24 protein-coding genes are annotated in these 26,228 nt (G+C 61.4%); 11 read left to right on the top strand and 13 right to left on the bottom strand.

The features are described 5' to 3' along the window. Window positions 1-122 precede the first annotated feature (122 nt). The 4 genes from AC1RTQ_RS21435 to argA all read left to right on the top strand — a co-directional run bounded on the left by AC1RTQ_RS21435 (window position 123) and on the right by argA (window position 3,838). Window positions 123-1,016: a phosphatase PAP2 family protein gene (locus AC1RTQ_RS21435; protein WP_492878723.1), complete on the top strand. Its 894-nt coding sequence runs from the start codon at window positions 123-125 to the stop codon at window positions 1,014-1,016. 45 nt (window positions 1,017-1,061) lie between these two features. Next, complete coding sequence (locus tag AC1RTQ_RS21430; RefSeq protein WP_492878720.1) at window positions 1,062-1,619, top strand: class I SAM-dependent methyltransferase; 558 nt, start codon at window positions 1,062-1,064, stop codon at window positions 1,617-1,619. Between the two features lie 112 nt (window positions 1,620-1,731). Then, entirely contained in the window at window positions 1,732-2,190 is a 459-nt protein-coding gene (locus tag AC1RTQ_RS21425; protein WP_492878718.1) for an SRPBCC family protein, read from the top strand. Between the two features lie 301 nt (window positions 2,191-2,491). Beyond that, a complete protein-coding gene (argA, locus tag AC1RTQ_RS21420; protein ID WP_003079639.1) occupies window positions 2,492-3,838 on the top strand; it encodes an amino-acid N-acetyltransferase in 1,347 nt (448 codons plus the stop codon). 131 nt (window positions 3,839-3,969) lie between these two features. Here the strand turns inward: argA and AC1RTQ_RS21415 are convergent, their stop codons facing one another. Beyond that, entirely contained in the window at window positions 3,970-4,785 is an 816-nt protein-coding gene (locus AC1RTQ_RS21415) for an AraC family transcriptional regulator (protein ID WP_492878716.1), read from the bottom strand. A 275-nt stretch (window positions 4,786-5,060) separates the two neighbouring features. Between AC1RTQ_RS21415 and AC1RTQ_RS21410 the strand changes: the two genes are divergently transcribed. From AC1RTQ_RS21410 to AC1RTQ_RS21400, 3 genes are all read left to right on the top strand, one after another. Further along, on the top strand, window positions 5,061-6,740 hold the full coding sequence (locus AC1RTQ_RS21410) for a 2-isopropylmalate synthase (protein ID WP_492878714.1): 1,680 nt from the start codon (window positions 5,061-5,063) through the stop codon (window positions 6,738-6,740). Window positions 6,741-6,993: 253 nt separating this feature from the next. Next, window positions 6,994-9,387 carry an adenosylcobalamin-dependent ribonucleoside-diphosphate reductase gene (locus AC1RTQ_RS21405; protein ID WP_492878712.1) on the top strand — a complete coding sequence of 798 codons (2,394 nt, stop codon included), beginning with the start codon at window positions 6,994-6,996 and terminating at the stop codon, window positions 9,385-9,387. A gap of 230 nt (window positions 9,388-9,617) precedes the next feature. After that, a complete protein-coding gene (locus tag AC1RTQ_RS21400) occupies window positions 9,618-10,265 on the top strand; it encodes a dihydrofolate reductase family protein (protein ID WP_304349305.1) in 648 nt (215 codons plus the stop codon). 121 nt (window positions 10,266-10,386) lie between these two features. On the opposite strand, the gene AC1RTQ_RS21395 is transcribed toward AC1RTQ_RS21400, so the two are convergent. The 3 genes from AC1RTQ_RS21395 to bla form a co-directional block, all read right to left on the bottom strand. After that, window positions 10,387-10,638, bottom strand: coding sequence for a hypothetical protein (locus AC1RTQ_RS21395; RefSeq protein ID WP_492878710.1), 252 nt, complete (start codon window positions 10,636-10,638; stop codon window positions 10,387-10,389). Window positions 10,639-11,273: 635 nt separating this feature from the next. Then, the gene (locus AC1RTQ_RS21390) at window positions 11,274-12,710 is read right to left on the bottom strand and encodes a chloride channel protein (RefSeq protein ID WP_492878708.1); all 1,437 of its coding nucleotides are present in this window, start codon (window positions 12,708-12,710) and stop codon (window positions 11,274-11,276) included. A 410-nt stretch (window positions 12,711-13,120) separates the two neighbouring features. Continuing rightward, complete coding sequence (gene bla, locus AC1RTQ_RS21385; protein WP_492878706.1) at window positions 13,121-14,026, bottom strand: class A beta-lactamase; 906 nt, start codon at window positions 14,024-14,026, stop codon at window positions 13,121-13,123. Between the two features lie 113 nt (window positions 14,027-14,139). On the opposite strand from bla, the gene AC1RTQ_RS21380 reads away from it, so the two are divergent. Further along, window positions 14,140-15,003 carry a LysR family transcriptional regulator gene (locus tag AC1RTQ_RS21380; protein ID WP_492878704.1) on the top strand — a complete coding sequence of 288 codons (864 nt, stop codon included), beginning with the start codon at window positions 14,140-14,142 and terminating at the stop codon, window positions 15,001-15,003. 138 nt (window positions 15,004-15,141) lie between these two features. Then, entirely contained in the window at window positions 15,142-15,858 is a 717-nt protein-coding gene (locus tag AC1RTQ_RS21375) for a glutathione S-transferase (protein ID WP_492878702.1), read from the top strand. Between the two features lie 118 nt (window positions 15,859-15,976). Here AC1RTQ_RS21375 and AC1RTQ_RS21370 read toward each other — a convergent pair whose 3' ends face one another. The 7 genes from AC1RTQ_RS21370 to AC1RTQ_RS21340 all read right to left on the bottom strand — a co-directional run bounded on the left by AC1RTQ_RS21370 (window position 15,977) and on the right by AC1RTQ_RS21340 (window position 22,756). Continuing rightward, window positions 15,977-16,477 carry a disulfide bond formation protein B gene (locus tag AC1RTQ_RS21370; protein WP_437439072.1) on the bottom strand — a complete coding sequence of 167 codons (501 nt, stop codon included), beginning with the start codon at window positions 16,475-16,477 and terminating at the stop codon, window positions 15,977-15,979. A 175-nt stretch (window positions 16,478-16,652) separates the two neighbouring features. Beyond that, the gene (locus AC1RTQ_RS21365; protein WP_034369785.1) at window positions 16,653-17,780 is read right to left on the bottom strand and encodes a sulfate/molybdate ABC transporter ATP-binding protein; all 1,128 of its coding nucleotides are present in this window, start codon (window positions 17,778-17,780) and stop codon (window positions 16,653-16,655) included. A 29-nt stretch (window positions 17,781-17,809) separates the two neighbouring features. Then, window positions 17,810-18,850, bottom strand: a complete 1,041-nt coding sequence (cysW, locus tag AC1RTQ_RS21360; protein ID WP_492878700.1) for a sulfate ABC transporter permease subunit CysW — start codon at window positions 18,848-18,850, stop codon at window positions 17,810-17,812. Between the two features lies 1 nt (window position 18,851). Continuing rightward, a complete protein-coding gene (cysT, locus tag AC1RTQ_RS21355; protein WP_492878818.1) occupies window positions 18,852-19,709 on the bottom strand; it encodes a sulfate ABC transporter permease subunit CysT in 858 nt (285 codons plus the stop codon). A 157-nt stretch (window positions 19,710-19,866) separates the two neighbouring features. Then, window positions 19,867-20,868, bottom strand: coding sequence for a sulfate ABC transporter substrate-binding protein (locus AC1RTQ_RS21350; protein WP_034369780.1), 1,002 nt, complete (start codon window positions 20,866-20,868; stop codon window positions 19,867-19,869). Window positions 20,869-21,085: 217 nt separating this feature from the next. Continuing rightward, complete coding sequence (locus AC1RTQ_RS21345) at window positions 21,086-21,673, bottom strand: RBBP9/YdeN family alpha/beta hydrolase (RefSeq protein WP_302091085.1); 588 nt, start codon at window positions 21,671-21,673, stop codon at window positions 21,086-21,088. A 141-nt stretch (window positions 21,674-21,814) separates the two neighbouring features. Further along, window positions 21,815-22,756: a LysR family transcriptional regulator gene (locus AC1RTQ_RS21340; protein ID WP_492878698.1), complete on the bottom strand. Its 942-nt coding sequence runs from the start codon at window positions 22,754-22,756 to the stop codon at window positions 21,815-21,817. Between the two features lie 194 nt (window positions 22,757-22,950). Here AC1RTQ_RS21340 and AC1RTQ_RS21335 point away from each other — a divergent pair, with 194 nt between their 5' ends. Further along, window positions 22,951-23,568, top strand: a complete 618-nt coding sequence (locus AC1RTQ_RS21335; protein WP_302091087.1) for an FMN-dependent NADH-azoreductase — start codon at window positions 22,951-22,953, stop codon at window positions 23,566-23,568. A gap of 231 nt (window positions 23,569-23,799) precedes the next feature. Beyond that, complete coding sequence (locus tag AC1RTQ_RS21330) at window positions 23,800-24,201, top strand: hypothetical protein (protein WP_492878696.1); 402 nt, start codon at window positions 23,800-23,802, stop codon at window positions 24,199-24,201. 42 nt (window positions 24,202-24,243) lie between these two features. Here AC1RTQ_RS21330 and AC1RTQ_RS21325 read toward each other — a convergent pair whose 3' ends face one another. Then, window positions 24,244-25,023 carry an SDR family oxidoreductase gene (locus AC1RTQ_RS21325; RefSeq protein WP_492878816.1) on the bottom strand — a complete coding sequence of 260 codons (780 nt, stop codon included), beginning with the start codon at window positions 25,021-25,023 and terminating at the stop codon, window positions 24,244-24,246. 185 nt (window positions 25,024-25,208) lie between these two features. Next, entirely contained in the window at window positions 25,209-26,207 is a 999-nt protein-coding gene (locus AC1RTQ_RS21320) for an ABC transporter substrate-binding protein (RefSeq protein WP_492878694.1), read from the bottom strand. Between the last annotated feature and the right edge of the window lie 21 nt (window positions 26,208-26,228).

The raw sequence follows: 26,228 nt of genomic DNA, 5'->3' as shown, positions 1-26,228 counted from the left end.
CCCCGGACGATCCGGGCATGCCGCCAAGCGAGGACAGCCCTGGCCCGTGTCCGGCCCAGGTCTGGAGCGGGTGCGGCAGCCGGCCTCACGGACGATCGAATGGATCCACCAGGGAGCTTGCGATGAACTTGATGCAGGGAACCGTCAATGGCTGGCAACTGATCAGTCCCCGAAAGCTCGCGCCCATGCTTTTCCTGGCCGCCGTGGCCCTCGGAGAAGCCCTGTGGATACATGCCCATCCACTTGCATTTTCCGGTACCGAGCCGGTGCTCTGGACGACTCTGATCCTGCTGAGCATCAGCTGGATCTATGGATATTCCGGGCGTAGCCTGGCCTTGTCCGAGATGTCGTTCTACGCAGCCCTGTGGATAGTGACAGCGCTGATCGGCACGATACTGACCTATATATTCGCGACCCTGAACCTGCCGCTGCTGGACGCTCAGTTCACCAGACTGGATCAGGCTATGGGATTCAACTGGCTGGCTTTCTATGACTTTGTCCAGCAACACCCGCTTATCAGAGCCGTGCTCACGCTGGCCTATTTCAGCCTGCTGCCACAGATCTTTTTCTCGATCATCTACCTCTCGCACTGCGCAAGAGACGACCGAAACGAGGAGCTGTGGTGGTCGTCGTTCACTGCCTTGATGCTGACGGCCCTGCTATCGGGCCTGCTGCCTGCCGCAGGCACTCTTTTCTACCACTCCGTAGGTCTGGAAAACGCCGTGCACCTGCCTCACTTCATGGCGCTCAGGGAGGCAGGCCTGAGCGAGTTCGCATTCGGGGATCTGAAAGGCATCGTCACGTTCCCCTCCTATCACACGACGATTGCCTTGCTGCTCATCCATGCCTACAGACAGCTCGCACTTTTTCGCTGGGTGCTCGCATTGAACATCCTGATGCTGATCTCCACGCCCATCAACGGCGGACACTATCTGGTGGACATGCTGGGCAGCGGCGTTGTTACCGTTTTTTCCATCTATCTGACGAGGCGCGTTCAATATTTCCTGCAGCGCTGACCTCAAACTCATCCGCACAATGGGCCAGACCTGGGAGAGCTCTGAATGAAAAATATGTCGTGCAACTTCATGCTGTTGAACGAAGTGATACGGTCTCCCCGCGAGATCGGCGCCCTGTGCCCGAGTTCGGAGCGATTGGGCAACACCATGGCCTCTTTGGTGTGCGGCGGAAACGAGGGCCTGGTGGTAGAGCTTGGAGCAGGAACAGGAGTCATCACCGAGTCACTGCTGCGCAGCGGCATCGCCCCCGACAGACTGGTGATCATAGAAAAATCTTCCTCGTTCGCCAGCTACCTGTCCAAGCGATTCCCGCAGATCAGCGTTTTTCACGCCGATGCCGGTGACTGGCCCTCGATTCTCGGTCGTGCAGCGGTCAAGGCCGTAGTCTCCGGCCTGCCGCTTCGCTCACTGCCCCATCAGTCCGTGCATAAGATCACCGATACCTGGGCCCGCTCGCTGACCAGCGATGGCCGCGTGATCCAGTTCACCTACTCGCTGTTTGGCGCATCCGCCTGGCAAAGCGCAGGCCTGAAGCGCATAGACCGCGAAACCGTGTGGGGCAATCTGCCGCCGGCACGGGTGGAAGTGTTCTCACGCCCCTGAGCCTGCGCTGCCTGTGCCTGCCGCGCCCAGCCTTGCCGGTGGAAATGCTGCTTGGCCAGCGCCGATTTATCGGTATCGTTGAGCCATCTGAATCCGCGAGGAGACCGAGGATATGGTGGACATCGTTCATAGAATTGGCATCAGAGCGCCTATCGGCGATGTTTTCCAGGCGATCTCGTCCGCTGCAGGCATAGCCGGCTGGTGGACAAGGGAGATGAGCGCAAGCGCAGGGCCCGAAGTCGCGATGAGCGCGCGCTTCACCGACCAGTCCGGTCGGGAGCTCGGGAAAATATGCTTCGACCTCATCAGGCCGGACACAGAGCACAGCGTGCGCTGGCGCTTCACAGACGGGCCCCAAGAGTGGATAGGTACCGAGGCAACTTTCGAGCTGAGCCACCAGGACGGGTACACCATCCTGTTGTTCGGCCACCGGAACTGGCGCGAAACCGTCGAGTTCACCGCCCATTGCAGCATGAAATGGGCCGTCTTCCTGCTCAGTCTCAAAGCGTTGGCCGAGACCGGCAAAGGCAGCCCGTCTCCCCACGACACCAAGATCGACAACTGGAACTAGCGCTCCAATGCGCGACAGGGCTTGGACTAAGGCTAGGCCCTGTCCCGTCGCGGCCGGCAAGCCAGTGTCCGCATCTGCCGCGCATGGCGTTGGGCGCTGCCCCAGGAGCTGAGCCCGGATACAAGTTGTCATTTTTTGAAAACACCGCGCCACAAAAACCACAAACTGTGCGATCAGCGCGCACAAAACCCTGCCGCACCCAGCGAAGGCACGCGAGTAACCGCTACACTTTGCGCCTCAGGCCTGCGTAAACCCCGACGCAGGCCTTTTTTACCGCTTTTCGAGGTTTTCGCGCGCTGCCATGTCCACCGTCTTCAATTTCACCTTTGTTCCCTGGTTTCGGTCTGTGGCCCCCTATATCCACAAGTTCCGACACCAGACCTTTGTGGTGGGCCTGACGGGTGAAGCCATTGATGCGGGCAAGCTCAGCTCCATCGTCCAGGATCTGGCGATGATCCAGGCCATGGGCGTCAAGATCGTGCTGGTGCATGGCTTCCGCCCCCAGGTCAACGAGCAATTGCGCCTCAAGGGCCAGGAGCCGCGTTACTACAACGGCATGCGAGTCACCGACTCCATCGCGCTGGACTGTGCCCAGGAAGCGGCCGGTCAGCTGCGCTATGAGATCGAAGCAGCCTTCAGCCAGGGACTGCCCAACACGCCCATGGCCGGTGCGCGCGTGCGCGTCATTTCGGGCAACTTCCTCACGGCACGTCCCGTGGGCATCGTCGACGGCGTGGACTTCATGCACTCGGGCCTGGTGCGCAAGGTCGACGTGGAAGGCATTCGCAGCGCACTGGACTCCGAAGCCATGGTGCTGGTCTCGCCCTTCGGCTTCTCCCCCACGGGCGAGGCCTTCAACCTCAGCATGGAAGAAGTGGCCACCCGCGTGGCGATCGAGCTCAAGGCCGACAAGCTGCTGTTCCTGACCGAAGTGCCTGGCGTGCGCATGGACCCCAGCGGCCCGGCCGACGAGAACAACCCCATCGATACCGAGCTGCCGCTGGACGCCGCGCGCCGCCTGCTGGCCCAGCTCCCGCCCGCACAGCAGCCTACCGACGTGGGCTTTTATCTGCAGCACTGCGTGCGTGCCTGCGAGCATGGCGTGGAGCGCAGCCATATCCTGCCCTTCTCGACCGACGGAGCGCTGCTGCTGGAGATCTATGTGCACGACGGCATAGGCACCATGGTCATTGACGAAAAGCTCGAAGAACTGCGCGAGGCCACGATCGACGATGTGGGCGGCATCATTCAGCTGATCGAGCCCTTCGAGCGCGACGGCACGCTGGTCAAGCGCGACCGCACCGAGATCGAACGCGATATCGCCAGCTACACCGTCATCGAGCATGACGGCGTGATCTTCGGTTGCGCGGCCCTGCACCCCTACCTCGAGGCCAAGACCGCCGAAATGGCCGCCGTCACCGTCTCGCCCAAGAGCCAGGGCACGGGCGATGGCGAAAAGCTGCTCAAACGCATCGAGCAGCGCGCACGCGCTCTGGGCTGCGAAACCATGTTTGTGCTGACCACGCGAACCATGCACTGGTTCATCAAGCGCGGCTTTCAGCCCGTGGAGCCCGAATGGCTGCCGGAAGCCCGCAAGGCCAAGTACAACTGGGGCCGCAAGAGCCAGGTACTGGTAAAGAAGCTCTAATCTGCCTTCATTATCAAAAATAGCTTTCAGCGCTTGATGAACAAGCGTTGGAAGCTATTTTTTGGGAGCAAAAATGTTGGCGTGGCAGGCACCGGCTGCGCAAGCCGCGGCTCTGTGTGCAGCAAGACCGGCTAACGTGGCGTCGCTCTGTCTGCCGCAGCCGCAAATTCCGATGGCGGGCGGCCGAACTGTTTGCGGAAAGCCGCCGTATATGCACTATGGCTTTCATAGCCGCTTTCCAGTGCCACGGTCGTGATGGCCATGCCCTGCAGCAACTGGGGGATGGAGGCCATCAAGCGCATCTGCTGATACCACCGGCCCCAGCTCATCCCGGTGCTTTTCAGGAATCGACGGTGCAGCGTCTTGGGCGTGAGAGCGTGTTGCCGGGCCAGGGCCTGCGCCGTGGTGCGCTGCGCCGGTGCACGCAGCATGCTCTCGCAAATGCGTCGCATCAGCACATCTTCAGGCCAAGGCAAGTAATACGGCAGCGGGGCCAGGGCCCTCAACTCCTCCAGCAGCAGAGCACCCAGCAGTGCATCGCGCGGGCGATGCGCTGCCTGATGGGGCAAGTCGGCGAGCGCCGCCATCAACTCCCTGACCAGCGGCGAGACATGGAGCACGCAGTCCTGTGCTGGCAAGCCTGCCGAGCACGCTTCATCAATGAACAGACCAAAGGCCCGCACCGCCGTGGTCGCCGTGATGCGGTGCAGCATGCCCGGGCGCAGCCACACTGCCGTGGTCGGAGGAACCAGCCATTGGCCGCAGGGGGACTCGACCAGCAACACGCCTTCCGAGGCGTAGATGAGATGGCCGCGCGCGTGGCTGTGCTGCGGCACCACATGGCCGGGCGGATAACGCTGCTCAACGCCGGTGACAGGCAGTGACGAGATCTGAGCATGCTGCAGATCCAGGGCATGTGCGCCATGTTCGGGAGATGCAAAACCCATTCAATCTGTCCAAATCTCTACAACAAATGAATATCTATCGATAGAAGTCTATACCGTTGACGACATAAAGTAGCCCCACTGTCTGCATCAACAAGCATTTTTGCCGTGAAACACTGCCACCCGCTTTCGCTACGCCTACTGGCTCTGACATCTGGTCGGGGTCTGCATGCACGCGTTCGCGCATGGTCCCATCCTGGTCTTCCCAGACCCCGACCTTAGCCAGCCCCATCCGGGCAGGGAGACCAGGTGATTGTTTCTTCAACTCCAAGGTCTCTATGCTGGCTGATCCCTCTACCAAATACCGCGCATTTCCCGTTGTGGACTTGCCCACCCGCCAATGGCCTGCCCGAACATTGACGCAAGCGCCCGTGTGGCTTTCGACCGATTTGCGCGACGGCAACCAGGCGCTGTTCGAGCCCATGAACCAAGAGCGCAAGCTGCGACTGTTCCAGGAGCTGGTCGCCATTGGTTTCAAGGAAATTGAAATCGGCTTCCCCTCCGCGTCGCAGACCGACTTCGACATCGTGCGTCACCTCATCGATGCCCAGCTGATTCCGCACGACGTCACGCCCATGGTCATCACCCAGCTGCGCGAGGACCTGATTGCCACCACGGTGCGCAGCGTGGCCGGCGCGCGCCGCGTGATCGTGCACCTGTACAACGCCGTGGCCCCGGCCTTCCGCGAAATCGTCTTTGGCATGGAAGTGCCGCAGATCATTGCCATGGTGGAGCACCATGTGCGCCACCTCAGGCACCTGACCGAGCAGCACCCCGAAACCGAGTGGGTGCTGCAGTACTCCCCGGAGACCTTTTGCATGGCCGAGCTGGACGTTTCCCTGGCCGTGTGCAATGCCGCGATTGCCGCCTGGGATGCCGGCCCCAAGCGCCCCATGATCATCAACCTGCCGACCACCGTGGAGGTTTCTACCGCCAATGTGTTTGCCGACCAGATCGAATGGATGGACCGGCGTCTGGCGCGGCGCGAGCACATCACGCTTTCGGTACACCCCCATAACGACAGAGGCACGGGAGTCGCCTGCGCCGAGCAGGCCCTGCTGGCCGGCGCCCAGCGTGTCGAGGGCTGCCTGTTCGGCAACGGCGAGCGCAGCGGCAATGTGGATCTGGTGACGCTGGCCCTGAACCTCTACACCCAGGGCATTGCTCCGGGCCTGGATTTCTCAGACATCGCTGCCGTGGCACGCATTGCCGAAGCCTCGACGGGCCTGCCCATCCATCCGCGCCACCCCTATGTGGGCGATCTGGTGTTCACGGCATTTTCCGGCTCGCACCAGGATGCGATTGCCAAAGGCTTTGCGGCGCAGAAAGCCGATGCTCCATGGCGCGTACCCTATTTGCCCGTAGACCCTCAGGACCTGGGACGTACCTATGACAGCATCGTGCGTGTCAACAGTCAGTCCGGCAAGGGCGGCATTGCCTTTCTGCTGCAAAAGGACAGGGGCATCACCATGCCGCGGCGCATGCAGATCGAGTTCAGCGCCATCGTCCAGGCCTGGGCCGACAGCAGCGAAACCGAACTCGGCAGCGCACAAATCTGGGAGCTGTTTGAAGCCACCTACCTGCATGCCCAAGCCGGATCTCGGTCACTGCGTTATGAAAGCCACCGCCTGTTCGACAACCCGCAAGGCCAGGGTATCGAACTGCACTGGCACGATGCCGACGGGCAACCCAGGCTGCGCAGCGGCATCGGCAACGGCCCTGTTGCAGCCGCCGTCGCTGCACTGGATTGGCCGCTGCGCATAGACAGCTATGAAGAGCGCAGCCTGGGCAACGGCGCTGACGCCTGCGCCATTGCCATCATCGAAGCCGCATTGCCTGGGGTGCCCGGCTCACGGTTTGGCGTAGGCATGCACGAGAACATCGTCACCGCATCGGTGATGGCGCTCATGAATGCCGCTGCGCGCTTTGAGGGGGACATGATTCAGGCCCGCGCCTAGCCTTCGATAGATCGTTGCTTCGCCCTATCGTCGGCCGATACCATCTGAAGCTCGGCCTGAGCGGTGCCCTCTCTCATACGCCGACCCGGTCTTTTGCGTCTATTTTGGGCGGGTCTGTCACAATTTTGCGGTGGGCCCGCTCTGCCGATGGAGGCCTCTGGCCACTTGGTGCATCGGCGATGTTGCGCTGCGTCACAGCACCACCCAACAGTCTGAGCTACAAAGTCGACATCCGATTTGCATAAGGCATGCCATGAACACACTCCCTCCTCAGGCCATCAGCCAGGATGTGCTGGCCGAAAAATATCTGGCCGACGGCGAGCAGACCGAGCAAGACCTGTTTGCCCGCGTGGCACGCGCCCTGGCAGCAGTTGAAAAGCCTGAGCTCCAGACACATTGGGAGCAGCAATTCCTGAGCAATCTGCAGCGCGGCGCCATCGGTGCTGGCCGCATCATGGCTGCGGCGGGGCTGGACACCAAGGCCACCTTGATCAACTGCTTTGTGCAGCCCGTCGCCGACGCCACCAATGGTTTCGACACCCAGGGCAACCCCGGCATCTACACGGCGCTTTCTCAGGCAGCCGAGACCATGCGCCGCGGTGGCGGCGTGGGTTATGACTTCTCCAACCTGCGACCGCGCGGTGCGCTGGTGCGCGGCACCAACTCCTTTGCATCGGGCCCCTGCTCCTTCATCGATGTCTTCGATGCGTCCTGCACCACGGTGGAATCGGCCGGTGCGCGCCGCGGAGCCCAGATGGGCGTGCTGCGCATTGACCACCCCGATGTGCTGGAGTTCATCACCGCCAAGCGGCAAAAGGGCCGCTGGAACAATTTCAATGTCTCCGTGGGCGTGAGCAGCGCCTTCATGCAGGCGGTCAGGGACGATGCCGAATGGGATCTGGTGCATGTCGCCAGTCCCAGCCAGGCACAGATACAGGCCGGCGCCCATCGCCGCGACGATGGTCTCTGGGTCTATCGCAGTCAGCCTGCGCGCACGTTGTGGGATGCCATCATGCGCTCGGCCTATGACTTCGCCGAGCCCGGCATCCTGTTTCTCGACAACATCAACGCCGATAACAACCTCTGGTATGCCGAGCAGATTGCCGCCACCAATCCCTGTGGCGAGCAACCCCTGCCCCCCTATGGCTGCTGCGATCTGGGCCCCGTCATACTCACGCGCTTTGTGCGCGAACCCTTCACACCCCAGGCTTTCTTCGACATGGAAGCCTTTCGCGCCGCCGTCACGGTTCAGGTGCGCATGCTGGACAACGTGCTGGACGCCACCGTCTGGCCGCTGCCAGAGCAGCAGCGCGAGGCACAGCAAAAGCGCCGCATCGGCGTGGGCTTCACAGGACTGGGCGACGCGTTGATTCTGCTGGGCCTGCGTTACGCCAGCGATGAAGGCCTGCAGCAAGCCGAATCCATAGCCCGCGCCATGCGCGATGCGGCTTATGCCGCATCAGTGCAGCTGGCACAGGAAAAAGGGGTCTTCCCGCTGTTCAACGCCAAGCAGTATCTGAAAAGCGGTTTTGCCAAACGCCTGCCCAAGGAGCTGCGCGCCGCCATCAAGAAGCATGGCCTTCGCAACAGCCATCTGCTGTCCATCGCCCCCACGGGCACCGTGTCGCTGGCCTTTGCTGACAATGCGTCCAACGGCATCGAGCCCGCCTTTTCCTGGACCTATACGCGCAAAAAGCGCACGGCCGACGGCGGCGAGCAGTTCTACACTGTGCAAGATCACGCCTACCGCCTCTACAAGGCCTTGCACGGTGACGAGGCATCGCTGCCCGAGTGCTTTGTCAGTGCGCTGGAACTGAGCGCCAGCGAGCATGTGGCCATGATGCGCTGCGTACAGCCCTTTATCGACACTTCGATTTCCAAGACTGTCAACATCCCGGCCGACTATCCGTTCGAGGACTTCAAGCATCTCTACATGGAGTGCTGGGAGGCCGGCCTCAAAGGCTGTGCCACCTACCGCCCCAACGACACGCTGGGTGCGGTCCTCTCCACAGATTCGGCACCCGATCCCTCTCAAGCGCCTATCAATCAATCGCAGGCTGCCATCAATTGCTCAGGCACCGGCGGCCTGACGGCCGTGATCGAGCGCCGCCCCGAGGGCCCGCTCAATGCCGTGGTGGACAAGATCGAATATTTCACGCATGACGGCATACGGCGTCTCTACCTGGTCGTCAGCTTCATGGTGGTCGACGGTGTGGAGCGTCCCATCGAGTTCTTCATGCCCGTGGGCCAGACCGGCGAGAGCCAGCAATGGATCACGGCCACCATGCGCAGCCTGAGTCTGGCCGCGCGCGGCGGCTTTCTCGACAAGGCCCTGGCCGATCTGCGCAAGGTGGCCTGGGATCGCGGCCCGGTGCGCTACGGCAGCAGGACGCGCGACGACGGCAGCCGCATCCCGCTTTGGCACGACAGCGAAGTGGCGCTGCTGGCCTATGCGATTCAAAGCATCATCGCCAACCGCGGCCTGCCCCAGCCAGCGCCCAGCACGGCGGCCACGCCGACATCCCCGCCCGAGAGCAGTGCCTCCATCCGCGGTCAAAAGTGTCCCGACTGCGGAGCACATGCCATGATCAGAAAAGATGGCTGTCAGTTCTGTACCGCCTGCGGCTTTGTGGGGTCGTGCGGTTGAAAAATGGATGGCTTGAGTCGCAATCAAGCTGAGCAGCGAGATGGACGACGGAGTCCGCAGCAGCCGCGTCCATTCAGGTGGGTACCCAAAGCAGTGGTGCGACGCGGCTTCGGCCCCCACACCCTGTGCTCAGCAATGCCACGGGTGACCGAGGCGTGTGGAAACGGTAAGTACAGACGTTGATATCGAGGCCTTCGATCATCGCTGTCTAAACTGAAAGGTGTTCCGTCATGAAAGTCAAAGTCCTCTGCTTCGGCATCTCGCTGGACGGTTACTCCGCCGGCCCCAACCAGGATCTGCAGAACCCGCTCGGCGTCGGTGGGCCTGAGATCCTTGAGTGGTTCTTCCCCACCCAGGTCTTTCAGCGTATGCATGGGGGGTCTCAGATCGGCGAAACAGGTGTCGACAATCAGATGGCCGAGCGCTCCTTCGAGAACATCGGTGCGTGGATTCTGGGGCGCAATATGTTCGGACCGGTGCGCGGCCATTGGCCCGACGAAAGCTGGAAGGGCTGGTGGGGCGATGAGCCGCCTTATCACGTACCCGCATTTGTCCTGACCCACCACGCGCGGCCCACACTGCGCATGCAGGGCGGCACTGATTTTCACTTCGTCACGGATGGCATTGCATCGGCGCTGGCGCAAGCCAAGGCAGCCGCAGGTGATCGCGATATTCGCATTGGCGGCGGCGTAGCCACCGTGCGACAGTTCCTGCAGGCGCGACTGGTCGATGAGATTCACCTCGCTGTACGTCCTGTGTTGATGGGCTCCGGTGAAAACCTCTGGCAAGGCTTGGACATGCGTGCTCTGGGCTATGAGGTCGCCGAGGTGAGACAGGGCGAACGGGCCATGCATGTGATAGTGCGCAAACAAGCGTAACGCCTGAAGATTGGGTCGCACTGGATACAGCTGGCGTACTCCTGGCGTACTTCTGGCGTACTTCTGGCGTACTTCTGGTAGTACGGACTGTCCAAGCCCATTGGCCTGACGCTTGTGTCGGTCATGGGCCAACCGCGACGGCCTGCGACAGCCAGCGACGGCCTGCGACAGCCAGCGACGGCCAGCGGCAGTCGTATCCAGGACGCCTGCTTAACGCTTGGCTTCGGAGGTCGACAAAGATGACTGGCTGCAACGATAGGCCAGATCGATGCTGCCAGTGACCCCAGTCGTAGATGTCGTAAATGCTGTAGACGTCGTAAATGCTGTAGATGTCGTGGATGTCGCACACATCACCAATGGCGAGGTCGCCCAACTTCTCGCTCTTTGCATCTCACACTCCAGCTCTTGCCTCTCAGACTCAAGCATCAGGTACTCAAGGTAAGCATCCACTCGGATCTTCGCGCAAGGCATCGATGTGGCGGGCGGCATGCTGGATCTGGATGCCCTGGCCGAGCATGTGCGGGGCCCGATGGCGCTACCTTTAAAGGAGCTATCTGCACACGTTAATTAAGGATATCAAATTGAAACCTATCCAATATCCTTTTATATAATACGCCAGATGCTCACTATTTAATAGCTATCGCCTGCCGTCAAGCGCACAAAACAAAAGCCACCAGAGGGTGGCTTTTGTCATGACGGCGCTCAGGCCTGGGGCTTTTGGGCTATGGGGTTGGCAGCAATATTCCCACTGCCGTCCGGCATCCAACGTCAATAGACTGCGTGCGGCTCTTCGCTCAGGGTAGAGCCTCGCGGGCCATGCACAGCAAGACGCTCAAAGAGGACTCAAAGAGCACTCACAGAGCCTGTAGGCCTGACCCACCGACTGCGCCTCGCGCCCAGGATCACTTGCACTCCTGACTTCACCCGAGCACAAGTACAAGCACAACCACCGTTGGCCCAAGCCAGTTCAATTCCGCGTAGACGCCGCTGATGGATTCAAGCGACCGCCTAGCCTTGACGCGACTTTTGCAGTGCATCAGGCTCGGAAGACTCATTCAGCGCCACTGGCTGTGTGGACTCCGCTGGAGCCGCAGCGGCTTCAGGCTCCGGCTCCGGCTCCTTGGGCAAAGAGGCCCTTGCCACCTGGAGCATGTGCAAGGCCAGCGACTCATACAGCGGCCGCGCAATCATGCGCGAGATCATGCTGGCAATCATGGCCGATGCCATGAGGCTCAGCACCAGTGAGTGGCCGTCCACCATCTCCATCACGATGATGAAGGCCGTCAGCGGCGCCTGGGTGACCGCCGCCAGAAAGGCCGCCATGCCCATCGCTATCAATGCAGGAGCTATATCCGTGGTTCCAACAATCGATGCAACGTTATTGCCCACGCCTGCACCAATCGACAGCGAGGGCGCAAAGATACCGCCGGGCACGCCCACCCAGGCCGATAGCCAGGTAGCGATGAATTTGAGCGTGACATAGAACTCGGGCACATCGGCCTCGCCCTGCAGCATATGCTTGACGGCTTCGGAGCCAGCACCAAAGGTGGCGCCGCCGGTCACCACGCCGATGACGGCAATCAGCAGGGCCAGCGCTGCCGCAAAGCGGATGGGAAAGCGTGACCTGAGCTTGTTGAGGCGCTCGCTGGACGAAGTCAGCGAGTGGGTCATGAGCTTGGCAAACAAGCCGCCCAGCACGCCGCAGGTCAGCGCCACGGCAAGACAAGGCAGCAGGTCACGCCAGCCAAGCTCTGCCACACGAATGCGGCCAAAGTAGCTCAGGTTGCCGAAGACCGAGACCCCCATCAGACCGGCCAGCACAATGGCCGCAATGATGAGCCCGCTGGAGCGCGACTCCAGCTTGCGCGAGAGCTCCTCGATGGCAAACACCACGCCTGCCAGCGGGGCGTTGAAGGCTGCGGCAATACCCGCCGCTCCACCAGCCACCAACAAGGCATGGGTATTGATGACGGACTTGGGGCCCAGCCAGCGTCGCGCCGAATGCATGACACCTGCAGCCACCTGCACAGACGGTCCTTCCCGCCCTATCGACAGGCCCGCAAGAAAGCCCGCGCTGGACAGCACGATCTTGGCAAACGACAGCCACAGCGACACAAAGCGCTTGCGCAAACCAGCATCGACCGATGGCTCCAGCGTGGCAATCACCTGCGGGATGCCCGAACCGCTGGCACCGGGAGCCCATTTGCGCGTGGCCCAAACCGCTGCCGCCGTGATGGCGGGCATCCAGATCAGTACCAGCCAGCCATGGACACCGTGGTAGATGCTCTCGAAAAACCCGAACGCAGCTTCGGCCAGCAGCGTGAAAGCCACCACGCTCAGGCCCGCCGCTGCGGCATATGCCAGCACCACCGTCCGCTCCAGCCAGCGCTTTCCGTCGCGCATCTCTTCATTGAGGTTGTGAAAGAAATCTGGCTCTTGCTGCATGGGCGGGCAATCGTTTCGGGGCGGCTGCAAAAATGGGCGAATACCCACATTCTGCCCCCGCCCATGGGCTTGCCAGATCGGCAATAGCCACAACGATTGGCCACACAGGTTTTTACAACAGCCAACCAAGCGGCACATATATTGCCCATCACCCGGCTAAAGCCCGAGGGAATGCACATGCGCAGCAACTGCTGCCGGGCCTGCCCAAGTTCAAACGCGAGGTTCAGGCAGGACTGTGATTGGCCGGCCCCATGCCCCGGCAGGCAGCAAACCCCAGGCCTGAAGGGCAAGCCCGCAGAGCGGGCTGCGGACCGCAATCGAGTCGACGGTGAGGCTCATGTAACAGCGCTTCCCCCAAGCCGGCACAGACATGCAAGATCCTTGCCCAGGATCGAAATGGCCGCGGTGCCTCAGATCGCGTAATACCAGCGCTTGACCGCTTCGCCAGCCCTGGCCAGCACGGCCTCACGCCCCGCACCATCGAGCTGGCTGCCGGTCAGATAGGCCGTCACCAGCAGCGGCGCAGATTGCTCGGTAGGCCAGACGATAAGGGTGTCGCAGGCCGTGCCCCTCTCGCCGGTGCCAGTCTTGCCACCCACCTTCCAGTCGCCGGGCATGCCGGCGCGCAGGCGCTTGTCACCGGTGCGGCTGTCCACCAGCCATTGCTGCAGCAGGGCGCGGCCATAGCCCTCCAGCACATCGCCCAACAGCAACTTCTGCAAGCTTTGCAACATGGCCTGCGGCGTCGTGGTGTCGCGTTCATCGCCGGCCAGCGCCGTGTTCAGCGAAGGTTCGTTGCGGTCCAGCCTGGTGGTGCCGTCACCCAGATCGCGCAGCCATTGGGTCAGCGCCGCCGGCCCGCCGCTGGCCTCCAGCAGCACATTGGCCGCCGTGTTGTCGCTGACAAGCACCATCGCTTCACACAACTCCTGCACCGTCATGCCGCCATTGGCACCCGCGCGCTTTTCGGAGATCGGCGACCAGGCCACGACTTCGGAAGGAGAGTAATAGAGCTTGCGCCACAGACGCGTTTCATCGCGCTGTGCCAGATACAGCATGCGTGCGGCCAACAAGGTCTTGAAGGTGCTGCACATGGGAAAGCGCTCATCGCCACGCCAGCCTGCCTCGGCACCGCTGACGGTATCCAGCACATACAGGCCGAACCGGCCCTGGGCCTGATTTTCCAGCACCGCCAACTCGTCGCTCAATGTTCTCGCTGCTGCGGCTTGCTGCTTGGAGATAAAAGCACAGCCGCTCAGTCCCCAGGCCCCCAGACCCAAGGCCAGTCCTGTTGTCAGCATGCTGCGTCGTTGCATAAGATCCTCTTTTGGTTAACTGCCATGGTTTGAAGCATAAATCGGTAGATCCCTACGAACCAGCAGTAATAATTGACACGATCCATTAGAAAAACTTTTATCTTGATTGAGATATGCAGCTACCACTGAACGCCTTGCGCATGTTTGATGCGGCCGCACGTCACCTGAGCCTGACCCGCGCAGCACAGGAGTTGCATGTGACGCAGGCCGCCGTCAGCCAGCACATCCGCAATCTCGAAGAGCGCCTGGGCAAACCTTTGTTTCGCCGCCTGCCGCGCGGCCTGGCCCTGACCGACGAAGGCCAGGCTTTGTGGCCAGTGGTGGCACAGAGCTTCGAGCGCATAGAGCAATCGCTGCAGCAGGTGGCTGAGCCACGACCGCGTGAAATTCTGAACGTGGGCGTGGTCGGCACTTTTGCCATCGGCTGGCTGATCCCCAGGCTGAGCCAGTTCCAGCAGTTGCATCCCTATATAGACCTCAGGCTGCTGACCAATAACAATCGCGTGGATCTGGCCGGCGAAGGACTGGACGCCGCCGTGCGCTTTGGCGACGGAGCCTGGCATGGCACGCACGCGCAGATGCTGCTGCGCGCGCCGCTGTCTCCCATGTGCACCCCCGTGCTGGCACAACAGCTGCGCGAGCCTGCCGACCTGGCCCGGCAAACCCTGCTGCGTTCCTATCGCACGCAGGAATGGGAAGGCTGGTTTGCCGGCCTGGACCAGACTGCCCCGCTGGCGCGTGGAGCCATGTTCGACTCTTCGCTGACGCTGGCCGAGGCCGCCGCCCAGGGCGCAGGCGTTGCCTTGCTGCCGGCGCGCATGTTCGAGCACATGCTGCAACAGGGTCGGCTGGTGCGCCCTTTTGCCCATGAGGTCGACACCGGCGCCTACTGGCTGACCTATCTCAAGTCACGTCAGGCCAGCTCCGCCCTGCAGACCTTCAGACAGTGGCTGATGACCCAGCTGCAAACCGACTGAAACAAGCGTTCTGCAACGAACAAACCTTTTCGGGTCAAGAGTTTCAAGCTATCAATCCGTGAGCACTCCACCGCATCTAAGCCGCACAGGTCTGCATGGCTTCAGAGCAACAGGTACAGTACACGCCCAGCAAGCGCCATGGCGCTTTGGTTTTATTCATCTCATCAGACACCTGCCTTGACTGCCGCTGCCACCCTGCCCGTCCTGTACTCCTTCCGCCGCTGCCCCTATGCCATTCGCGCCCGTCTGGCGCTGGCCCATGCGGGCCTGGCTTGTGAACTGCGTGAAATCAATCTGCGCAACAAGCCGCAGGCACTGCTCGACGCATCGCCCAAGGGCACGGTGCCCGTGCTGGTGCTGCAGGACGGCAAAGTGATTGACCAGAGCCTGGAGGTGATGCTGCATGCGCTGCGCGACAACGACCCCGATGGCTGGCTGCAGCCCACGCATGGCAGCCTGGAGGACATGCTGGCTCTGATCGAGCGCAATGACGGCTTCTTCAAACAGGCTCTCGACCGCTGCAAATACCCCGAGCGCCATGACGCCGAGGCCGTGAACCAGGCCCAGGCCGATGCGCTGACCTGGCTGTCGGCCCTGAACGATCAGCTCGAGGAGACCGGCTATCTGTTCGGACTGAACCCCAGCCTGGCCGATATGGCACTACGCCCCTTTGTGCGCCAGTACGCGCGCATTGACGAAGCACAGTGGAACGAGCAGCCCTGGCCTCATCTGCAGCATTGGCTGCAGCGCTGGATTGACTCGGCCCTGTTTGCCGAAGTCATGGAAACCTATCCGGGCTGGGTGTCGGGCAGCAAGGGGCCGACCTTTGTTGGCGAGAGTGTGGAAAGCCTCTGATGCCGTAGCCATAGCTGCGAACGCTTGATTGACAGCTATGGCAAGCGTGTCAGAACCATCAAAAAACCCGGCAGCTTGCGCTTGCCGGGTTTTTTGATGGCATTGCCGTCAACGGGAATTAGCGCTTCGCGCCCTTGAACAGCAGCACCGCCAAAATCACGAAAAACGCCACAAAGCAGACAAACGACCAGTTGGCAATGGAGCCGCCCAGCAAGGTCCAGTCAATGGCCGCACAGTCACCCGAGCCCTGGAAGATCATGGGAATGGAGCGGCTGAAGGAGTAGTGCTCGATCATTCCATAGAAGTCACGGCCGCAGGTCGCAAACTCGGGGGGATACCACTGCAACCAGCTCTGGCGTGCAGCCACAAATGCGCCGAAACCGCTGGACAGCAGCGCCAGAACGCCGAAGCTCATCCACCAGCTTTTTTGCCCTCTAAGGCTTGCCAGGCCTGTGAAGATAGCTACCAAAATCAGTGCATAGCGCTGCACGATGCACATGGGACAAGGCTCCAGGCCCACCACATGCTGCAGGTAAAGGCCAAACGCCAGCATGGCCACACAGGCCACGCTGATGAGCGCCAGGACGCGCCGCGGCGCGGTTTCAAACCATTGAAGCATCATTCTCTTTCTGCGAAATTAACGGATCATGCCTGAGGCAAGGATAACGCCCCCCTGCACCTGCACGACTCCTTTCGCAGGAGACACCCAGGAAGCGCGCTGCCGCGCACCGGGGGTGTCGTCACCCTCCCACAAAGCGAGAGAGGGTGAAGGCGCTTGGCGCCTCAGGGGGGTATCAAATTCCAGCCGCCTCATCCAGGAACACCTTGGCACGGCGCGGCGTCACCACCAGGGTTTCACCTTCGCGCAAGCCCATGTCCTTGAACTGCTGTGCGGGAATCTGGGCTTCGATCAACCCATCTTCCCCGGCATGGCTGGCATTTGGTGTGGTCTCGGAGGGAATAAGTTCCAGCCTGGCGATGGGGCCGACCACAATGGCCCGCGAAAGCTGGGCCACGATGCCTGTGGGGCGACCCTGGGCATCGAGATTCTGGCCCGGGGAATAGCGCTCCACCTCCAGGTCATGGGGTCGCACATAAGCAAAAGCCTGGCTGTCCTTGGCACCGCGCGCATCGCTGCTGTCGAGCTGCATGCCCTCGTCCAGATAGACCCGGCCGTCGCTGGCGCGGCCCTTGAACAGGTTGACATCGCCCAGGAAGCCATAGACAAACGGCGTGGCCGGGTTGTCCCAGACTTGCTGGGGCGTACCTTCCTGCTCGATCTTGCCCTGGTTGATGACCACCACACGATCCGCCACCTCCAGGGCCTCCTCCTGGTCGTGGGTCACGAAGATGGAGGTCACATGCAACTCGTCGTGCAGCTGACGCAGCCAGCGGCGCAGCTCTTTGCGCACCTTGGCGTCCAGCGCACCAAAGGGCTCGTCAAGCAGCAGCACCTTGGGCTCGACGGCCAGGGCTCGTGCCAGCGCGATACGCTGGCGCTGGCCGCCCGAGAGCTGCGAGGGGTAGCGCTCGGCAATCCAGTCCAGCTGCACCAGCTTGAGCAGCTTCATGACCTTTTCCTTGATCACTGCCTCGCTGGGGCGTTCCTTGCGCGGCTTGACACGCAGGCCGAAGGCCACGTTCTCGAACACGGTCATGTGGCGGAACAGCGCATAGTGCTGAAACACAAAGCCCACGTTGCGGTCGCGCACATGCACATCGGTCGTGTCTTCGCCGCTGAAGTGGATGCTGCCCACATCGGCCGTCTCCAGACCCGCGATGATGCGCAGCAGCGTGGTCTTGCCGCAGCCCGAGGGGCCGAGCAAGGCGATCAGCTCGCCAGATTTGATATCCAGACTCACATCGCGCAGGGCCTGAAAATCGCCGAACTGCTTGCTGACATTACGAATTTCGATACTCATGATGAATCTCTTGTTCTGATCCCGGCAGCTCAGGCTGCCTTGGCGGTTTGGTTCGTTGCGAGGCTGATCGGGGCTGGACGCTCGGGCGGTGCTTCGGCAGCGGCCTTGGCCTGCTGCTCGGCACGCCATTCGGCGAGGGACTTGATGACCAGCGTCACCAGCGCCAGCAGCGCCAGCAGCGATGCCACGGCAAAGGCGGCAGCCGCCTGATAGTCGGCATACAGCACTTCCACATGCAAAGGCATGGTGTTGGTCTGACCCCGGATATGGCCGGAAACCACGGACACGGCGCCGAACTCGCCCATGGCGCGCGCATTGCACAGAATCACGCCATAGACCAGACCCCATTTGATATTGGGCAGGGTGACATTCCAGAAGGTCTGCCAGCCCGAGGCTCCGAGCACGATGGCGGCCTGCTCCTCGTCACTGCCCTGGGCCTGCATCAGCGGAATCAGTTCACGGGCGATGAAGGGGAAGGTCACGAACACGGTGGCCAGCACGATGCCGGGCACGGCAAAGATGATCTGGATCTCATGCTCGGCCAGCCAGGGGCCCAGCCAGCCATTGGCACCGAAGACCAGCACATACATCAGACCCGCGACCACGGGCGAGATGGAGAACGGCAGGTCGATCAAGGTCGTCAAAAATGCCTTGCCCTTGAACTCGTACTTGGCAATACACCACGCTGCCGCCACACCGAAGACCAGATTCAAGGGCACGGCAATCAGCGCTGTGATCAGCGTGAGCTTGATGGAAGAGATTGCATCGGGCTCGCCCAGCGCCGTGACGTAGACATCCCAGCCCTTGCGCAATGCCTCGCCGAAGACGGACAACAGCGGCAGGATCAGGAACACCAGCATGAAAAGCAGGGCCACCGTGGTCAGAACCCAGCGCACCCAGCGCGGCTCGGTCGTGGTCATCTTCTCCAGCTTGGCGCTTTTGGGCGGGGCCGTGATCTTGTAAAGCGCGACCAGCACGACCAGGGCAATCGCGACGATGGTGATGAGGTGTGCCCAGATGGGCAGCAGATTGGGGAACAGCGCTTGAATGGCTGCGTGAATCGAAGACATCTCAGCGGCCTCCCTGCGCCTTGCGCTGCCATGCCTGCAGTGCGTTGATCAGCAGCAGCAATACAAAAGAGATCAGCAGCATGACCACGGCCACGGCCGTGGCACCGGCCACATCATGTTGATCGAGCTTGGCCATGATGATCAGCGGAGTGATTTCCGAGACCATGGGAATATTGCCGGCAATGAAGATCACCGAGCCATATTCACCCACGGCGCGCGCAAAAGCCATGGCAAAGCCGGTCAGCAGCGCCGGGCCGATATGCGGCAGGATGACCTTGTAGAAAATCTGCCAGCGCGACGCACCCAGGCTGGTCGCAGCCTCTTCCAGCTCCTTCTCGAAGTCTTCGAGCACCGGCTGTACGGTACGCACCACAAACGGCAGGCCGATGAAAATCAGCGCAATCGCGATGCCCTTGGGGTTGTAGGCCATCTGGATGCCCAGCGACTCGAAGTACTGCCCGATCCAGCCGTTACCCGCATACAGCGCCGACAGCGAGATGCCGGCCACGGCGGTGGGCAGCGCAAACGGCAGATCGACCAGCGCGTCCACCACCTTCTTGCCGGGGAACTGGTAGCGCACCAGCACCCAGGCAATCAGCATGCCGAACACCACGTTCACGCAGGCCGCGACAAAGGACATGGTGAAGGACAGCTCGTAGGAAGCGACCACCGCGGGTGCAGAAACCGCAGACCAGAACTGCTCCCAGGTCAATGAGAAGCTCTTGAACAGCAGGGCGACCAGAGGGATGAGCACGATGATGCTCAGATAGAAAATGGTGTAGCCCAGCGTCAGCCCGAAACCGGGCAACACTCGCTTGGCACTACGCGCCTTGCGGGGGGCTAGAGCAGCAGAGGACATATTCAAAGACGAAACGGGGGGTGTGGATTTCACTGAAGGTCAATCAAGCACGGCCCAGCTCAAAAACATCGAGCAAGGGCCGTCCCGCAGCGAGGATGTTGTCCTCTCCCGCGCAGCGAGAGAGGAGGAAGCCGCAAAGCGGCCCGGGGGGAGCCGGTTACTTACCGGGGGTATACAGCTTGTCGAACTGGCCGCCATCATTGAAGTGCACCTTCTGCGCTTCGCTCAGCGAGCCGAAGTACTTGGCCACGGTGAACTGCTTGATGGGCTTGAACTGGTCGGCGTGCTTCTTGAGCACCGCTTCGGAGCGCGGACGAATCGCATGCTTGGCAGCGATTTCCTGGGCTTCGTCAGAGTACAGCCACTGCAGATAGTCGGTGGCCAGCTGGGTGGTTCCCTTCTTGGCCACGGTGCGCTCGACAACGGCCACGGGGTTCTCGGCCACGATGCTCACCGAGGGGTAGACGGCATCGACCTTGCCCTGGCCGAATTCACGGTCCACGGACACGACTTCGGATTCGAAGGTGATCAGCACATCGCCGATGTTGCGCTGCAAGAAGATGCTGGTCGCATCGCGGCCGCCCTTGCCCAGCACGGGCACGTTCTTGTAGAGCTTTTGCACGAATTCGGCCGCCTGCGCATCGGTGCCGCCCTTCTCACGTACCGAGCCCCAGGCGGCCAGATAGGCGTAGCGACCATTGCCGCCGGTCTTGGGGTTGACCACCACGACCTTCACGTCGGGACGCACCAGATCGGACCAGTCCTTGATGTTCTTGGGGTTGCCGTTGCGCACCAGAAACAGCATGGTCGATGTAGTGGGCGATGCATCATGCGGGAACTTCTTGTTCCAGTCCTTGGCGACCACACCGTTCTGGGCCAGGAAATCCACATCGGTGGTCGTGTTGAAGGTCACCACATCGGCAGCCAGACCGTCATTGACAGCGCGGGCCTGGGCACTGGAGCCGCCATGGGACTGGTCCACCTTGATGTCCACGCCCTTGGTCTTCTTGTAATGGGCGATAAAGGCAGCGTTGTAATCCTTGTAGAACTCGCGCGCCACGTCATAGGAGACATTGAGCAGCTGAGTTTGCGCAGAGGCAGCGCCTGCTGCTGCCAGTGCGATGGATGCCAACAATGTCTTGAGCTTCACGGAATGCATGGTTCGCAGCCTTTTCTTGAGCAATGTGTATAGATGTAGACATTGTGCGAACGACCCCTTAAAACTCAAAAGAATATATTTTTCTTTGTTTTTCTGAAATTCGATATAAAGAATAAAACAGCACGCAAAGCCAACGCGAAAAAAGCTGAAAGCGCTTTATCAGCAAGCGCTTTCAGCTATCAAAAGTAAAGCACGACCGGACACCTGAGCAAGGATTTCAAGCCGCCAATGCAGCTGTCTGCAAGAGCCGGTCGGAGGTCCGGGCATTCCAGCCGCCCTGCTCGGTCAGCGACTGCAGCAGTGCCAGCCCCAGCGGCCAGGCGCCGAAGCCAGACTCGATATTGATATGTCCGGCGTTCTGCAAGCGCACCAGCTCGCTGCCCCAGGCCCTGGCATAAGCGCCCGCACGGCGAATGGGGCAGAACGGATCATTGCTGCTGGCCACCAGCACGCTGCGATAGGGCAGCGGCGCATAGGGCACGGGAGCGAAGTCGGCCAGCTGGGCGCGGCGCTCGGGATCGGCCGGAGCCACCAGCAAGGCACCATGCACACGCGCTGCAGCGGCCTCGCCCAGATGTGCGGTCGTGATGCAACCCAGGCTGTGAGCCACGATGACGGCAGGACGCTCATCGGCAAGCAGGACTTTTTCCAGCTCCCCAACCCAGGCATCGCGGTGCGGCACCAGCCAGTCCTGCTGCTGTACACGTATGGCGCCTTCCAGCTGCTCTGCCCACAGGCTTTGCCAATGACCGGGGCCGGAGTTGCGCCAGCCTGGCACGATCACGATGCGAAATGGGGATGTCATGCTGCCTCCTGTAATCTCAGAGCGACAGCCAAGCCAGGGGAAAAAGCCCGGCGCGCTCCTGATCTGATAACAAGGCAGTCATTGTGGGCAGGGCCTGCACAAATCCCAACGAATGTTTTGTTGTTACCTTATGGGCAGAAGCTAATGCAGCGCCGAGGCAGATGCAGCCTTCTGCGCGGCAGAGATGCTGCTGCCCGGCATGCGCTCACCGAGAAAGTCCAGAAAATGCCGGACTGCCGGCGCCAGCCCGCGCCGCGAGGGAAACACCGCATGCACAATGCCGCGCGGAGGCGCCCATTGCGGCAGCAACTGCACCAGAGTGCCCCGGATCAATTCGTCCTGACACATATAGTCAGGCAGCCAGCACATGCCGCTGCCGGCCAGGGCGGCAAACTTCAGCGTCAGCAAATCGTCGACCACATAGCGCGGCTGCAACTGCAGCCGGTGCTCCTTGCCTTCGGGCCCGACAAGCAGCAGGCTGGAATGGCCGTCGACTGCCGCCATCGCCATGCTGTCAAGCAACTGCAAGTCCTCCAGCGACCTGGGCGTGCCCTGGCGCTGCAGCAGATCGGGGCTGGCCACCAGGATCTGGCGTGAGCTGTCGAGTCGCTTGACGACCATGGAGCCGCTGTCCTCCAAAGTGGCGCGCACGCGCAAGGCGACATCCACCCCCTCCTCGACCAGATTGACAGGGCGGTTGGTGACTTGCATCTCCACCTGCACCAGCGGGCAGCGCTTGAGGAATTCGGGCATCAGCTCACCCAGCACCGTCTGCGCGAGTGTCACCGGACAGGTCACACGAATGGTGCCGCGCGGCTCGGTCTGGACTTCGGCCACGGCATCCGAGGCGGCCAGGGCGGCATCGCGCATGGCCTGGCCATGGCGCAAAAAGGTCTCCCCCACTTGCGTCAGAGACAGCTTGCGGGTGGTGCGTTGCAGCAAGCGCACCCCAAGATGGGCCTCCAACTCGGCAACACGGCGCGAGAGGCGCGACTTGGGAATACCCAGCGCCCGCCCCGCCGCAGCAAAGCCGCCGCGCTCGACCACCTCGACGAAGTACAGCATGTCGTTGAGATCCACCATGCATATATCCTTGGACTCGATTGAATTGATATTTGGAACGATCTATCGCATTTTTGCAGACTTATTGCCGAATCTAAACAAATCTACAATCTATCCCATTGCAATTCAAAACGAATCACTGTTTTGCCGCAACGCAGCATCCGGGCGGGGCAAGAAGTGCTCTCTTACTCACTTTTAGAGGTATAGGTACCAATATGCAAATCCTGCACATCGACTCTTCCATCACTGGCTCCAATTCCGTTACCCGCGCACTGACTGCCGATATCGTTGCCAGCCTCAAGCAGGCCAACCCCGAAGCCAAGGTGGACTACCTGGATCTGGCCGTGAGCGCCCCCAGCCACCTGAGCGCGCAGTCTATGGGCTTTCGCACCGGCCAGGCTGCTGCCACCGAAGTCGAACGTCAGGAAAACGCTGTCTCCGAAGCGCTGGTCAGCCAGTTCCTGGCCGCTGACGTGATCGTCGTGGGCGCCCCCTTCTACAACTTCACCATCCCCTCGCAGCTGAAGTCCTGGCTGGACCGCATCGCCCAGGCTGGCCGTACGTTCAAGTACACCGCTACCGGCCCCGTGGGTCTGGCCGGCGACAAGAAGGTCATCGTCGCTTCCGCTCGCGGCGGCGCCTACTCCACCAGCGAAGCGGGCCAGGCCATGGAGCACCAGGAAAGCTATCTGAAGGTGATCTTCGGCTTCATGGGCGTGACCGACGTGACCATTGTTCGTGCTGAAGGTGTGGCCATGGGTCCCGACGCCAAGGCTGCAGCCATGGAAGCTGCCAAGGCCCAGATCGAGCAGGCACAGGCCGTTGCTGCCTGATCGCTGACAGAGTTGCAAAAGCCGGTACCGCCCATGGCGTGCCGGCTTTTTTGCGCAACAAACTTGCTCACGACCAAGGTTTCAGACATTTCCGACTGAAGTTCTCGAAGAAAATGCCGATCTGAAGGCCTGAACCCGCTGTTTTTGATACTCTGAAAACAGTTTGATACCTATCAGGTCCGAGTCCCGGTTGACTCGGACGTGCTTTCCCAGATGCCAGCTTCCCGCCCCATGTCCACCGCCATCCATCAAGCGCCTCAGCGCTCCGACGAAAACCTCGTCGTCACCGCTATTGCCGTATTTCTGGTGGCAGCACTGATTCTGGGTACGGTCGCCTATCGGTACTTCAAGCATTCACAGCAGCAGCAGGAGCAGATTCGTAGCGAGCGTCAGGCCTACAAGCGCTATAACGACTATCTGGACTCCACCGAACAAGCAACTGCCAAGCCTGCCGCCAACCCGCCCTCCCCCGTACAGGCCAGCGCGCCTGCCGCAGCGCCCAGCATGGCCGAGAAGCTGCTCAGCCACCCTGCCGTCACACCAGGCCCGGGCTTCAACGCTCCGGGCGTACAGCAGACCGGCGTGGCCATCATCGATGCGATGGATCACGCCCAGTCATCTGCCAAGCAGTAAGGTCAAGCAGGCAGACAGGCTTTGCCTTGACTGCCCGGCAGCTCAGCGCATCACCAGACCGCCGTCTACCAGCAGCAGTTGCCCGGTCATGAAACCGCTGAGTTCTGAGGCCAGAAACAGCACCGGCCCTGCCACATCTTCGGGCCTCGCCAGCCGCCTCAGCGGCGTGGCCGCCATCAGCGATTCCCGGAAAGACTCCTTGCTGCCCTGTGTGCCCTGCGTGGGATAGACCAGCCCGGGCGCCACACAGTTGACGCGGATGCCCACTGGCCCGAGCTCGCTGGCCAGATTGCGGCTGAAGGCCAGCAAGGCCCCCTTGGAGGTGGTGTAGTCGTGGTAGGCGACGACAGGCTGCTCCACCAGATTGCTGACGATGTTGACAATGCTGCCGCGCGCTCGCTGGCGCATCAGCGGCAGCACCGCACGGCAAACATTGAAGCTTGCGCCTACGGCTCCGTCGAACTGGGCCTGATAGTCCGTCCATTGCAGATCGTCAAACCGGCTGCGGCGTTCCGGATCGAACGCGTAGGGCATGAAGGCGTTGTTGACCACGATGTCGATGCCCCCCGCTTCGCGCACGATGCCGTCCACCATGCCCTGCACCGCATCGGGCGAACCCACATCGGCCTTGACCGCCCAGGCATCGCCGCCCGAGTCTTTGCCCGCGGCCAGGCAGGCATCCACCGTGCGGGCTGCAGCCTCGTCGTTGGACAGGTAGTTGATGGCCACCATCGCCCCCTCGCGCGCAAACGCCAGGGCAATCGCAGCGCCAATGCCGCGGCTGCCCCCCGTCACCAGCACCACCTTGCCGCTCAAGCCCATTGAAGAAGACTGACTCATATTCACGCTTTCCGCTCAAACACTAGCAAGCCCCAAGCAAGAGGCAGCAAGCAAGGGCCTTGGCTGCCCCGCCGCCCCGCCACCCCGCAGCAATGCTGTCGTCCCCTCCCCCAGAAAGAGAGGGGAAAGGCCCGGAGCCGCCTAGGCAACACGCCTCAGGGAGAGATTTACAGCGGCACAACCACATCCGCCACCTTGATCTGACGCTGCACCATGCCCAGCGCACGATAGGTATCGGCGCCTTTTTGCAGCGCGGCCATATCGAAGCTGCCCAACGGCTGGCCCTGGACGGTCGGCATGGAAGAGGCGTTACGCAGGCGTATCACATCCAGGTTGATATCGCGACGCGTGCCGTCGATGGCATATTTGCTGGCCAGCACCGAGGCTTCCTCGGGATTGGCCATCATCCAGGCGGCGCTTTCGCGGTAGCCCTTGACGAATGCCTTGAGCAGGTCCTTCTTCTGCTGGAACACCTCCTCACGCACCACAAACATGTCGCTGGACATATTGAGGTGGTCGCTGACCTGCATCACATTGACTTCGCCTATGCCCTTGCGCAGCCCGACCGCCAGGCCTGTATCCGTGGCGGCAGTCGCATCAACCTGCCCCTGCATCAAGGGAGCAAAGTTCAGCAGACCGGTCACGACAATGCTCACATCCGACTCCTTGAGGCCCGCTTGATGCAGCATCACCAGCAGGTTCTGGCGCGTGCCGCTGGCAAGGCTGTAGACACCGATCTTCTTGCCCTTGAGGTCTGCGGGCTTGCGAATACCCGAGGACTTGAGCGAGACCACGTTGAACACGTTCTGCGGATAGATATCGTAGATCGCCACCAGCTTCTCGCCCTTGTCCAGAGCCATGAAGAAGGAGCCGGGGTCGGTAAACGCCACGTCGGCCTGGCCGCTGAGGATATTGCGGATCGCATCGCCGCCACCCGCACCGGGCAGATAGGCCAGCTCCACGCCGTTCGCCTTGAAGAAGCCTTTTTCGGGCTCGACCAGAATATTGGTGATCTCGCTGATGGGCTTGCTCCAGCCGGCCAGGCGAATCTTGCCCTGCAAAGGAACCGCCATGCTGGTGCCGGTCATGGCAAGGCCGCTCAGGCCTGCACAGGCGCCGAGCAGGCTGCGGCGAGAGATGAACGAAGTCTGGTTGCTGGTGTGCATGACAAATGGTTTGAAGAGGCA

Source organism: Comamonas sp. GW821-FHT11H03 (assembly GCF_058807955.1).
The sequence above is the reverse complement of the archived record's forward strand: the minus strand, read 5'-3'. Positions and strand labels throughout refer to the sequence as shown.

Excerpts from the sequence above, each read along its gene's own strand:
- AC1RTQ_RS21335 (WP_302091087.1), top strand. The coding sequence starts at position 22,951 with ATGCAAATCCTGCACATCGACTCTTCCATCACTGGCTCCAATTCCGTT.
- cysT (WP_492878818.1), bottom strand. The coding sequence starts at position 19,709 with ATGTCCTCTGCTGCTCTAGCCCCCCGCAAGGCGCGTAGTGCCAAGCGA.
- AC1RTQ_RS21430 (WP_492878720.1), top strand. The coding sequence starts at position 1,062 with ATGAAAAATATGTCGTGCAACTTCATGCTGTTGAACGAAGTGATACGG.
- AC1RTQ_RS21400 (WP_304349305.1), top strand. The coding sequence starts at position 9,618 with ATGAAAGTCAAAGTCCTCTGCTTCGGCATCTCGCTGGACGGTTACTCC.
- AC1RTQ_RS21390 (WP_492878708.1), bottom strand. The coding sequence starts at position 12,710 with ATGCAGCAAGAGCCAGATTTCTTTCACAACCTCAATGAAGAGATGCGC.
- AC1RTQ_RS21415 (WP_492878716.1), bottom strand. The coding sequence starts at position 4,785 with ATGGGTTTTGCATCTCCCGAACATGGCGCACATGCCCTGGATCTGCAG.
- AC1RTQ_RS21325 (WP_492878816.1), bottom strand. The coding sequence starts at position 25,023 with ATGGGCTTGAGCGGCAAGGTGGTGCTGGTGACGGGGGGCAGCCGCGGC.
- AC1RTQ_RS21370 (WP_437439072.1), bottom strand. The coding sequence starts at position 16,477 with ATGCTTCAATGGTTTGAAACCGCGCCGCGGCGCGTCCTGGCGCTCATC.
- AC1RTQ_RS21340 (WP_492878698.1), bottom strand. The coding sequence starts at position 22,756 with ATGGTGGATCTCAACGACATGCTGTACTTCGTCGAGGTGGTCGAGCGC.
- AC1RTQ_RS21425 (WP_492878718.1), top strand. The coding sequence starts at position 1,732 with ATGGTGGACATCGTTCATAGAATTGGCATCAGAGCGCCTATCGGCGAT.
- AC1RTQ_RS21410 (WP_492878714.1), top strand. The coding sequence starts at position 5,061 with ATGCTGGCTGATCCCTCTACCAAATACCGCGCATTTCCCGTTGTGGAC.
- AC1RTQ_RS21380 (WP_492878704.1), top strand. The coding sequence starts at position 14,140 with ATGCAGCTACCACTGAACGCCTTGCGCATGTTTGATGCGGCCGCACGT.
- AC1RTQ_RS21435 (WP_492878723.1), top strand. The coding sequence starts at position 123 with ATGAACTTGATGCAGGGAACCGTCAATGGCTGGCAACTGATCAGTCCC.
- AC1RTQ_RS21320 (WP_492878694.1), bottom strand. The coding sequence starts at position 26,207 with ATGCACACCAGCAACCAGACTTCGTTCATCTCTCGCCGCAGCCTGCTC.
- AC1RTQ_RS21375 (WP_492878702.1), top strand. The coding sequence starts at position 15,142 with ATGGCGCTTTGGTTTTATTCATCTCATCAGACACCTGCCTTGACTGCC.
- cysW (WP_492878700.1), bottom strand. The coding sequence starts at position 18,850 with ATGTCTTCGATTCACGCAGCCATTCAAGCGCTGTTCCCCAATCTGCTG.
- AC1RTQ_RS21350 (WP_034369780.1), bottom strand. The coding sequence starts at position 20,868 with ATGCATTCCGTGAAGCTCAAGACATTGTTGGCATCCATCGCACTGGCA.
- bla (WP_492878706.1), bottom strand. The coding sequence starts at position 14,026 with ATGCAACGACGCAGCATGCTGACAACAGGACTGGCCTTGGGTCTGGGG.
- AC1RTQ_RS21330 (WP_492878696.1), top strand. The coding sequence starts at position 23,800 with ATGTCCACCGCCATCCATCAAGCGCCTCAGCGCTCCGACGAAAACCTC.
- argA (WP_003079639.1), top strand. The coding sequence starts at position 2,492 with ATGTCCACCGTCTTCAATTTCACCTTTGTTCCCTGGTTTCGGTCTGTG.
- AC1RTQ_RS21405 (WP_492878712.1), top strand. The coding sequence starts at position 6,994 with ATGAACACACTCCCTCCTCAGGCCATCAGCCAGGATGTGCTGGCCGAA.
- AC1RTQ_RS21365 (WP_034369785.1), bottom strand. The coding sequence starts at position 17,780 with ATGAGTATCGAAATTCGTAATGTCAGCAAGCAGTTCGGCGATTTTCAG.
- AC1RTQ_RS21345 (WP_302091085.1), bottom strand. The coding sequence starts at position 21,673 with ATGACATCCCCATTTCGCATCGTGATCGTGCCAGGCTGGCGCAACTCC.